Here is a 10,871-nt window from a genome sequence, read left to right as displayed (position 1 = left end):
GCGAACGGTCAGCGGCCTGTGGAGCTTGATCGGCAAACTCGTCGATATCTTCCAGCCTCAGGAATGCGCCAACTACTTCAAATCATGTGGCTACGAACCAGAATGATCGAAAACCGCTCTAGACCCAGCACCTCGAGTACGCGAAAATGGTCGGGACCCGAGCGGCGCTAATGGCATTACGACCAGCAGCACATATGCTGCATTAACAGGTCGGACACACGGCCGCACCAACCAACGACGCAAAGCTCAATATGCCGCATGCCAACGGAGAGCCGTCCACACTGGGTCGTTCATTCCGACAGGTGAGCCGCGCGGCTGGCGACACTACCACTAAGACGTCGGGAACGGCGGGGATTGGTAGATGAGCGGCGGGACGCGCGCACCGGGTGTTCCGATTACCACATGCTCATAGATTGACGCGGCGATCGTACTGCGGCCCAATGTCTCAGTGGCCAGTTGTAAAAGCAGGAGTGAAGCAAGGCCCAGCCACCACGCGGGATGCACCTTCCCGTATCGGCGTTTGTCCCGCACGATACCCGCCACCGGAAATGCGATCATACCAATGAAGACTGCCGTCAGCATCGAATACATCAGCAACGGGGCGGGCAGCAGCCTTCCAAATGAAGGGCCCATGATAGCTGCCATCCCGCATATGATCAGCCGTGGATGCCACTCGCGATCGCGCCGCTTTACCACCCCGCCGATCAAAAGAGACGCGAACAGCAGCACGCTGAGCGGGTTCATCAGTAAGAACTGCGCGGGCAGGAAGAAGAACGGTACTGCCGCCTTTTGAGCGCTCAATACCGTCGACACGGTCCCAACGAGCACCATGGCCACAGCCCAGCCGACGGCCAGCCACCCTAATTTGCGATGAAGCCTGATTGATCCGGTTGCGGCGAGGGACACCTGCGAGACAAACAGCAGGACCCAACCCATGAACAAAATTGCGTGGAGATGCACAGAAAAAGGAGCGCGAAAGGACGATATGCCCATCGCAGCAAAGAACGAGAAAGCGATGACATTAATGAGCGCCATGACTATGGCTGTGATCGCGAAGAAGCGCGTCTCGGCCGCGAAGAACTGCCGATTTGCAATCGCTGTATCCATTACGCTCTGCCCCGCAGCTTGACCCTCACTTGCACCCCTATAGTACTATAGTCCTTCCGATGCGTCGAGGATTTGCCGCGGCTGGCTGAGCGACGGCCAGGACGCTCAGAGCATCAAGAGCGTGTCACCCCGCCCCAAGCTGGGCTACCGGAAGAGCGGCTAGGTTTCACCACGCCATCGTGTCGTACTGTGCATCAGGAGACTTGCTCTCTCTCTCCTGCCGCTGATGCCTTATCGAAGCGCGACTACGAGTCAGCGAGAATGACGTGGGCATGGAGGGGATAAGGCTGGCGCGAGTCCATGCAACAACATTCATCGCGCGCGAGCCTCGTTCCATGCCCTTGCACTCAAGCGACAAAACTAAACTCGGAACTGATTTGTGTCCTCGGCATTTTGCGGTCCGGAAATGCCAAAACTTCACGCCACCCAAAAATGATACGACACGACAAAGACGCCCTATGACCACCGAACGTGCCTCCACTCGATCTACCCAGATCGTCGCCGCCGCCGACGCGGACCATGAGCCGAGCGATGTGAACCAACAGGCTCAATGGGCGGCCCGCGTCATGCAAGCGTACCGAGCGTCGCTCATCAATGTTCACCGGCAACTTGCTCCCTTGCGCAGCTGAGGATTGGGTGCAACGCACCCAGTGACAGCCCTCCCATACTTATCGCATCGCGAAGAGCGTTGTTGCGGGATAACGGCGTTGTCGCTCGGCGGAGGGAGGTTCTGGAAAGGCCAATCCATCCCGAGTGGCAATCATGTCAAAGCCCCCATGCAACCGATGCGGGTTGGCAGAGTTGACGGCAATGCAGACAACAATGTGAGGTGAGGTAAATGGTTGATCGCAATCCGTCGCACACGACCACCGTCGTCGAAACTCGCCGCAGTTCCGGCGCGAGTGTCGTCATCGCAATCGCCGTGCTGCTGGCCGTAATTGCAGGCGTTTTCTTCGTGAGCCAACTCACTGGCAGCGAAACCGCGAAGAACAACGCGATCACCAACGCCGCCGACAGCGTGAGCAATGCCGCAGACAAAGCCGGCGACGCCGCTGAAGGCGCAACCAAGTAACACTGCAGGCGATCCGGCGGGCCGTTGGCAAGAAACGATCGACAGCGGCCTGCGCTTCTCACCACCCCCACAATCTCGATGGTGTGTGGTGGTGTTGAGCGTCACTAATTGTGTGCTACTTGCCGCCGCCACTGTTGTGTGGGGAGATTCGATGTGTGGGTCTCTTCCACCGAGGCACACGGCGGCGTAGCCGGCGGGTTCAATTCCCGCCCACCGCCATTACCTTCGCGGAACAGCAGCGAGAGGATCTTTCCTCGACCCGCTGTGTCGCCACGACGCCGTCTCGCTTCGGATTAGCTTTCTTGACGGACGCCGGCAGCACCCGCAAGTTTGCAGATGGATCCGCAGGCGCGGGTGTCGAGCTTGACGCTGTAGTCGTAGGTGCCATGAGCGACGCGTTCTGGTTCAATGGCCATATCCCGCCTCTGTGAACCCGAGCCCCTTGCCGATCAGGACAACGCAGCAGCCGGGCGCCGCGCAGGGTGGGGGGGCTTGGTACTTGTCGGTCTTCGACTGGAATGAGACAGGAGCCCGGAGAAGCCTTTGCACCATGCCGAAAGCAATGCGACGTTGACGACATGAGCGCACGCGACGCGAAAATAGGCCGGCGTCGCTTCCTTGGAGACGTTCGTCGGCTCATCGTCGTGCGAGCCCGGGGCTGCTAGCGGTCAAGCAGACCCATGACCGTGGCGTTCCAAGGGTCGGGATTGCGCCGCGTCTCGTAAGTTCGGTCACGATGCATTCCTCACACGATCGCTACATAGCCCGCGCCAAGAACAGCACATGCCAGAAGAACGGGGATCATGCCGGTCTTGAACCTGAAGACCGCGACCGCCGCCGCCAGAGCCAGGACAAGCGCTGCAACATTCAGCGAGGTAAGCACCGGAACGTCGAGTCCTTCACCGATAAAGTCGACCTTGCGGGTGCGCGTGAAAAGCGTGTGAATCGCGAACCAGACGGCGAGGTTCAAGATGACGCCGACCACCGCTGCCGTGATAGCCATCAGCGCCGAAGAGAGCGCGCGATTGCCGCGCAGCCGCTCAACGAATGGTGCCCCGGCAAAAATCCACAGGAAGCAGGGCACGAAAGTCACCCAGGTGGTGAGGATCGCGCCGAGCGTTGCCGCAACGAGCGGAGACATCCCGGTCGTCTCGCGAAAGGCGGCGAGGAAGCCGACGAACTGCGTGACCATGATAAGTGGTCCCGGCGTGGTCTCGGCGAGACCGAGGCCGTTCAGCATCTCGCCCGGTTGCAACCATCCATAGGTGCCGACAGCCTCTTGTGCGACATAGGCAAGAACGGCGTAGGCGCCGCCGAAAGTCACGACAGCCATCTGGCTGAAGAATGTGGCGATCTGCGTAAAGACGTTGTCCGGCCCGGCAAATACCAGCAGCGCTATTACAGGCGCGAGCCACAGGACAAGGAGAGCTCCCGAGATCTTCAGCGACCATGCCAGGTTGGGACGGGCATGCTCGGGCAGGCCTTCCCCAAGTGCGGTATCCGCATCGTGGACGACGCTGCCGCCTGCCGATCCGTGGCCGCCACCGCCCTTGAAGGCGGGAAGGCCCGCGCGTCCTCCTATGTAACCGCCGATCCCGGCTAGCAAGACAATCAGCGGGAATGGCGCATCCAGAAAGAAGATGGCAACGAAAGCAGTCGCTGCGATCCCTCGCATCACGTTGTTCCTGAGCGCTCGCGATCCCACGCGCACCACCGCTTGAAGGACCACGGCGAGGACAGCCGCCTTCAAACCAAAGAACATGCCCTCGATAAGCGGTGTCTGCCCCAGGAGCACGTAGACATAACTGAGGCCAAGGATCGCGAGGAACCCCGGCAGGACGAACAGCGCTCCCGCGACCAGACCGCCCCTGGTCTTATGGAGCAGCCAACCGATGTAGGCGGCAAGCTGCTGTGCTTCGGGTCCGGGAAGGAGCATGCAGTAGTTGAGGGCGTGGAGGAAACGCTCTTCCCCGATCCACTTCTTCTCTTCCACCAGGATACGATGCATGACGGCAATCTGACCAGCAGGTCCGCCGAAGCTCAGGGCGGCGATGCGCGCCCAAACTCCCACCGCTTCGGCAAACGGGATGCCATGATCGCCGGCGCGTTGCGACGGCAACTCAGCAGGTGTGCTGACGACACTGGTCATGCTGCAGGATTCCCCGCGCTGAAGAATGCATGGAACTGGTTGAGGGCCTCGCCGGCTTGAGCGATGCGCTGAAGATCGTCGTCGCACGACGCGCACACACCGGAGAGGATAGCGCCGAGGCCAGGCGTCTCCGGGCGGTTGAACTTGCCATCGGCGATGTCGAGATCGTGAATGATCTCCCCGATGGCGACCAGAGCGGGGTCACCGGTGAGACCGGCGCGCAGCACGATCGTCTCGAAACTGCAGCGGTCCTCCTCGTGGGTGAACTCTGCCTCGGCCATATCGAAGCGAAGCTCGCCAGGCCCCGGCAGATAGCCGCGAACGTCAACGAACTTGAAGGTCGCCTCGGGATCCACGAACCGGCGAATGAGCCAGGCGCAGGCTATTCGGTCGACATGGACGCCGCTGCGCGTCACCCAGACTTTGGATTTGAGGTCGAGCGGTTGTTCGGCGAGGGGTTGTGAGCGGCTGACGTCAGGATGTTCGTAGCGCTGGCGATCGAGCTGCTCGAGAGCCGTTTCAGCATCGCGGCGGCCCGATGCTCCGAAGTAGTCGAGGGCTTTGACCTCGCCCATCCGTTTCTGAAGGCGCGCGATCTCGCTACCGCTTGCAGGCCCCGTTTCCAGCAGGCGGCGGGCGCTCTGCGTGATCTCGTCGTAATCAGTGTCCCGGGCGCCATCGAACAAGGCCTTGACGTCCCCATCGGTTATCCCGGCCAGAAGACGAAGGTCGATCAGGATTGCCTCACCCCCATTTGCGACGATCTCGTTGAGCAGTTCCAGAAAGATCGCCTCATGCTCTGGCGCCTTGGGCAGAACATGAACTGCATTCTTGATCGCCACGGCCCCGATCGCCTGAAGCCGGCGCCAGATTTTCACCCGCAGATATGGCGGCTTCGTGGGCAACTGGTGAAGCAGCGCGATCCACTCGGAATGAGGTGTTGCTCGAATCATGATAGATGCATATCTCAATGGTATTGGCATGGGAATAGGTATATCTAATGAGACGTGCGACGCTGGGATGGCTCTCGGGGTACGTGATGGGGATGGTCGCTGCCTGCGCTGCCACTGCGGCACCGGCCCAGGCGGAGGATGTGCAAGAAGGCCTGTCAATCTCCGGAGCGATGCGTCTGCGCTATGAAGCCATCGACGGGCAGCCACGGGTGGGCTTCAACAGACGCGATGATTTGCTGAACTTGCGTACCAATGTGCTGGCTCGATACCGCAAGGCCGACATCGAGGTTGCGGTCGAACTTTATGACAGCCGGGTCTGGGGTGACCGGGTTGGTACGCCTGTATCGACGAATGAGGTGAACACATTCGAGCCGGTTCAGGCCTATGTTGCGGGAACCTTCCAGGATCCGCTTGGCGCTGGTTCGAAAATCACACTCACCGCCGGACGCATGATGCTCAACCTTGGTTCGCGGCGTCTGGTCGCCGCCGACGATTACCGCAACACGACCAACGGCTATACCGGTGTGAAGGCCGATTTCTCCGCCCGCGGCGGGTGGAAGGGCACTCTCATCTACACTTTGCCGCAGGTTCGCCTGCCCGATACGTTGGAGGATGTTCGTTCCGCCAAAGTGAAGCTTGATCGGGAAAGCTTCGACTTCGTCCTTTGGGGCGGTCAACTTAGCCGCGCAAAGACCGTTGGCCTCGCGATCCTCGAGGTCACCTATTTTCATCTGGGAGAGCGTGACGCCCCGGCGCGGCCGACCCGTGACCGTTCGCTCGATACCTTCGGCGGCCGCCTGATCCTGGAGCCTAAGTCTTCGCAATTCGACTATGAAATCGAAGCATTTTATCAGACCGGGTCGGTGAGCACGTCAACGGCTGCATCCGCCCAGCGCCAGACCGTGGCTGCGAGCTTTTTCCATGCCGACGTGGGCTATACCTTCCCAGGCGCCTGGATGCCGCGTTTGTCTGTCGAATATGATCGGGCGAGCGGCGACAAGCCCGGCGGGAAGTTTGGCCGCTTTGATACCCTCTTCGGTATGCGCCGCGCCGACCTCGCGCCGGCTGGGCTCTTCAATGCCCTCGCGCGAACCAACATCGAAACGGTCGGTATCCGCCTCGAGGCCAAACCCAGCAAGCGCCTCGACTGGTTCGCCGCCTACCGGCCCATGTGGCTTGCTGCCCGGCAGGACAGTTTCTCCTCCACCGGCGTTCGTGACGCTTCCGGGCGGTCAGGTGATTTTGCTGGACACCAGCTGGAGGGCCGCGTGCGTTACTGGGTTATTCCGAAGCGGCTGCAGCTTGAATTCGACGGTCTGGTGCTGGCCAAGGAACGCTTCCTTCGGGATGCGCCAAACGCCACGGCAGGCAAGTGGACGCGGTATGTGTCCTTCAACGTGATCGCGACCATCTGAAATCGTTCCAGCACGGGTAGCCCGCGAGGGCGCGAGTATTTCGCTAATTAGATGCAACACAGCGGCCCCCTCGCAGACCGACCGGCATGATTGACCACTTTCTGCGAGAGTGGACAACTTTAGTCCCGATGGGAACGACTGGGGTTGTCCCGCCGGCTATCACCGCCACCCGGCTCGGATCCGGACATTCGCCTGACGGCCAATCGGCTACCGGCCAATCGTGGCCATCCAAGAAGGTGACACATTCGCGACGCCTCACGGCAGCGCAAAATGTGCACCGCTCGCGACAAAAGCTCAAATCATCCTAGAACTGATATCACGCTCGCGCTCGACCGCGCCTATGCTTACCCAGAGATGCGCGCGACGGTCGCCGGGTTCAAGCCCGCGATCGACGGAAGGACGTAGCTGATCTGGAAAGTAACCCATCGCCTGGAAAAGAGCGGCAAAGCGCTCGGTAGAAAAGTGCGTGGATGCGCAGGTCACAATCGTTTTAACCGTGCTTGCGAGATCGGCGACTTGCGGCGGACTGTCGAATTCGCGCATCAGGTCGGTGGCCGTCCCACTCTGGCGGCCAACGACGGAACTGGGACGCAGTGATGTGGGCGCTGCTGTGGATCAGGAAAGTCGCGATCGGTACAGCACCCCACGCTTTAGATCGCGACGCAGGCGCGACAGATCCACTCTGTCGCGCCCGCTTTTTTTCAAGATCGCCGATTTACATAATCCAGTTCCGGCGTGCAGTCATGACAGACACCTTGCCGGAGAAAGCTCGAGGGACGCGACGGGAGAAAATTGATCCTAGCGCAAATCGCAACCGCGACGAGCAAAAGGGGGCGATGTCAGTTACGTCTGATTGGAGCGCGTCCGACAGGACGCGCTCCCTTTAAATCAGAAGCGTATGCGCAGGCCTGCACGGCCTCCGGCGCCTTCTATGTCCGAACGCGTGGCGCTGTTGTCGCTGAACGAGCGGATATACGTTCCCTCGATGAAGCCGCTGACGCCGCCCGTCTGGGCGATCTCGATTCCCAGCTTGGCTTCGCCGTAGTCGCCCACGCGGTTGTTGCGATAGGTGAGAATTTCACCGCCGCTGATGAAGGTGACGCTGTCACGGCCTTTGAACTCGTGGACATAATTGCCACCAGCGTAGATCGACGCCTTAGAGCCGAACATATCGAACTGGGTGCCGATCCGAGCTCCGGCACGCCCGCGCAAGCCGTCCGCATCGTTGAAGTCGACATTGACACCTTGCGATGCAAAGCTGTCAAAACCGGTCTTCAGGTAGGAAACGCTCACAGCCGGTTCCGCAAAGAAGCTGTCGTTGCCGAAGCGGAGACCGGCTTCGACGCGGCCGCCGTAGGCATCACCCTTGGACTTGTCGCGGAAGCCGCCGCTGTTGCTGTGCGCCGTCGCCCAGTAATAGTCGTACTTGCCCAAGGCATTGATGAAGACGTTTCCGCTGGTGAAGGCGCCGTAGACACCGGCGTTGACGACATCGAACTGGACGCGATCGGAGGCATTGTCGAAGTTCATCGACGAGGAGATGTAGCCGCCCGTCACGCCAAAGGCGAAACCACCGCGCTCACCGCTACCGCCGCCGAAGTCGAAGCCGACCTGACCGCCGAAGTAGTCCTGCCGATAGCTGGTATCAACCGAGCGGGTCGCACCGAAGGCAGTGAAGTTGCCACCATTGCCACGGTCCTCTACCGAACCATGCATCTGCAGCCAGAACTTGCCCGAGGTACCGGCTTCACCCTGCGCCCACAGCTGATCACGGCGGGCCTGAAGCTGGGCGCTGACGACATCTGCCGACTTCAGCCAGAGGCTGCGGACGCCCTCGACATAATTAAGCGTGCGATAGGCCGCATCGCTCGGGCCGCCCACGAGGTTGTACGAGGCGTCGGCCGGGTTGTAGACGATTTCGTAGCGGACGAGCCCAGCACCGACGCCGCCATTCGCCCCTGCCAGAACGAAGGCGTTCGCCGAGGATCCGGCGCCTGCCTGAACCACCGTCACGCCCGAATTGAACAGTGCCTGCGTACCCGTCTGGCGCAGCACGATGCTGCTGCTTCCCGTAGCCGCTCCGCCGACGATGAGAGTGTCGGATGCGCCAGTCCCCAGATTTACATCCACACCGAGTTGTGAGTTGCCAGATCCCGTGAAAGTGCCCGGGATGGTCAGGGTGTCACCGGTGATGCCGTTGCGCATATCGATAAGGCCGGAATTGTTGAGCCGTTCCAGCCCGACCATTGTCTTGGCAGACGCCGCAGTACGCTGGCCGAAGACGACGGTGCCGGTGTTGTTAAAGGTATCGAGGCCGGCACCGAAATTCGGGTTGTCGCCCAGAACGAAAATACCGCTGTTATTGACGGTGTCGTTGCCCGCGGTCAGCGTGATATCGCTGTTGAGGGTGCCGGAATTGTTCACCGTTGCCGGGCCGCCGGTCACAGCCAGGGTGTAGCCGTTGCGGGCGGCGCCCAGAATGCCGGCGTTGTTAATGGTCGTGCCGTTGATGGAATTGACCGTGATCAGGTTGCCATCCGCCGCAGTGATGGTTCCGCCGCTGGTCACGTTGACCGTGGCCTTGTCGCCCGCATCGATGAATACGGCATCGGCCAGATCGCCCGAAGCGGAAACGGCACCGCGCACTGTAGCGGTCGCATCGCCCGTGGCGGAAACGCTGAGCGCGCGAGAGGTAGCGCCGGTGGACCTGATCGCATTGACGTCGGCCATGGCATCGCCGTCAGTTGCGATAACGGCGACAGCATCGGCCGAACCGCCGAACAGCGCCTGGCCTGCGGCATTGGCAGTGCCGGTCAGCGTAACATTCGCGTTCGCGCCCTGGGCGTAGATGGCGCTGCGGCTCGTCTCGGTATCTGCTGAATCAGCGGCTACGGTGGTGACATTGCTGGCAGACACCATCACGTCGCCTGAAGCCGAAGCCGCGTAGATACCGGATCCTCCGCGACCAGTGGCTGCGACGGTACCGGTCGTGGCGATATTCACCATGCCGGTATCGGAGTATCCGTAAACCGCAGTGGAAGCCTGGCCGGTCGCCATGACAGAGCCGCCGCTGATGTTCACGGCGCCACCAACAGACTGTGCATCGATGCCGCTGGTCAGGGTGCCTGCGACCGCGATATCGTCGAAGTTGACGGTGGTTCCGCCTGCGCCCGACATGGCATAGACGCCGTTAGCGTTGAAGCCCGTCGTCGTAATGCTGGTGACGTCGACGGCCGCAGCCCCATTCATGGCCGTGGCATAGACGCCATGGGCGAAGTCACCGCTCGTGTCGATCGCGCCGGTCGCCATTACATCGACATTGCCGGTGCCGCTGGTTGCTGCGATCGCGATTGCATTGTCGCCCGTCGTCGTGACCGCAGCCGTCGTCACGGTGACATTACCTGCAATGGCCGATGCGTTCACACCGCGCGCTCCGAGCCCTGCGGTGCTGATGGATCCGGCGTCAACGGTGACATCGCCGGTCCCGGTTGCGGTAGCGGTGACGGCGGTCGAATTGGGGAGAAAGAAGAAGCTGCTGCCGTCAAGGCCGGTGGTAGTCACGTTGCCGGTGACCACCGTGACGTCACCGTCGATACCGCCGATGGCGCGGACACCGCCTGCGAGCGAACCCGACGTGCTGACATTGCCAACCGTAATCGAAACCGGACCGCCGAGGCTGCTGACGTCCACCGCAGTCGCGTTCGCGCCTGCTGTCGATACCGAAGCCGTACCACCGGCGAGGGTGACCGTGTTTGCACCGATGCCGCTCAGCACGATACCGCGCGTGTCGTTTGCCGAAGCCGAGACAGCGACGTCGTTTTCGAGCGATACGGTCAGGTCGTCTGCGATTGCGGTGTACGAGATGCCGTTGGAAAAGGGGTTGTCGGTGGCGATGCACGTCACCGTACCTCCACCCAGAGGGGCAAGACCGCACTCGTCTGCTGCCATTGCGGGGCTCGCAAACGCAGCCATTCCCAACGCAAGGGGGAAAATTGCGGTACCACGCGCCAGGCGTGCATAAGCGGACGCACAAGCGCCTTTGCGTGCAACTGTCGAGGTCATTAGAGCTTCCCTGAAACCGGATATCGCACTCAGATGCCGAGTGCCACGGTTCCTCCGGCACATCACACCGCTCACCCGTTTTTTCGGTCTGAGCGTCGGAGATACTGCCTAGA

At 61.1% G+C, this 10,871-nt stretch carries 9 protein-coding genes and 1 pseudogene; 4 read left to right on the top strand and 6 right to left on the bottom strand.

Annotated elements, in window-relative coordinates:
* Positions 1-106 (top strand): annotated as a pseudogene (locus A8V01_RS29010) (IS630 family transposase); the annotation flags it as partial.
* A gap of 224 nt (positions 107-330) precedes the next feature.
* Here A8V01_RS29010 and A8V01_RS17250 read toward each other — a convergent pair.
* Entirely contained in the window at positions 331-1,107 is a 777-nt protein-coding gene (locus A8V01_RS17250) for a hypothetical protein (RefSeq protein ID WP_103097289.1), read from the bottom strand.
* A 458-nt stretch (positions 1,108-1,565) separates the two neighbouring features.
* On the opposite strand from A8V01_RS17250, the gene A8V01_RS28690 reads away from it, so the two are divergent.
* On the top strand, positions 1,566-1,736 hold the full coding sequence (locus A8V01_RS28690) for a hypothetical protein (protein WP_170065962.1): 171 nt from the start codon (positions 1,566-1,568) through the stop codon (positions 1,734-1,736).
* Between the two features lie 209 nt (positions 1,737-1,945).
* Positions 1,946-2,179 carry a hypothetical protein gene (locus A8V01_RS17245; protein ID WP_103097287.1) on the top strand — a complete coding sequence of 78 codons (234 nt, stop codon included), beginning with the start codon at positions 1,946-1,948 and terminating at the stop codon, positions 2,177-2,179.
* Between the two features lie 293 nt (positions 2,180-2,472).
* On the opposite strand, the gene A8V01_RS29580 is transcribed toward A8V01_RS17245, so the two are convergent.
* From A8V01_RS29580 to A8V01_RS17235, 3 genes are all read right to left on the bottom strand, one after another.
* The gene (locus A8V01_RS29580) at positions 2,473-2,595 is read right to left on the bottom strand and encodes a hypothetical protein (RefSeq protein ID WP_281256509.1); all 123 of its coding nucleotides are present in this window, start codon (positions 2,593-2,595) and stop codon (positions 2,473-2,475) included.
* A 329-nt stretch (positions 2,596-2,924) separates the two neighbouring features.
* Positions 2,925-4,328 (bottom strand): chromate efflux transporter, encoded by a 1,404-nt coding sequence (gene chrA / locus A8V01_RS17240; protein ID WP_103097285.1) that lies wholly within the window; start codon positions 4,326-4,328, stop codon positions 2,925-2,927.
* Positions 4,325-5,281, bottom strand: a complete 957-nt coding sequence (locus A8V01_RS17235) for a chromate resistance protein ChrB domain-containing protein (RefSeq protein WP_103097284.1) — start codon at positions 5,279-5,281, stop codon at positions 4,325-4,327. Before A8V01_RS17235 ends, chrA begins: the two co-directional genes overlap by 4 nt.
* Positions 5,282-5,367: 86 nt before the next feature.
* Between A8V01_RS17235 and A8V01_RS17230 the strand changes: the two genes are divergently transcribed.
* Positions 5,368-6,696, top strand: a complete 1,329-nt coding sequence (locus A8V01_RS17230; RefSeq protein WP_211295046.1) for an alginate export family protein — start codon at positions 5,368-5,370, stop codon at positions 6,694-6,696.
* A gap of 294 nt (positions 6,697-6,990) precedes the next feature.
* Here A8V01_RS17230 and A8V01_RS17225 read toward each other — a convergent pair whose 3' ends face one another.
* Both A8V01_RS17225 and A8V01_RS17220 read right to left on the bottom strand, forming a co-directional pair.
* Positions 6,991-7,239 (bottom strand): hypothetical protein, encoded by a 249-nt coding sequence (locus A8V01_RS17225; RefSeq protein ID WP_103097281.1) that lies wholly within the window; start codon positions 7,237-7,239, stop codon positions 6,991-6,993.
* A gap of 345 nt (positions 7,240-7,584) precedes the next feature.
* Positions 7,585-10,644, bottom strand: coding sequence for an autotransporter outer membrane beta-barrel domain-containing protein (locus tag A8V01_RS17220; RefSeq protein WP_170065961.1), 3,060 nt, complete (start codon positions 10,642-10,644; stop codon positions 7,585-7,587).
* Positions 10,645-10,871 lie beyond the last annotated feature (227 nt).

The organism is Novosphingobium guangzhouense (assembly GCF_002896965.1).
Classification (GTDB): Bacteria; Pseudomonadota; Alphaproteobacteria; order Sphingomonadales; family Sphingomonadaceae; genus Novosphingobium; species Novosphingobium guangzhouense.
This window is presented reverse-complemented; position numbering and strand designations above follow the sequence as displayed.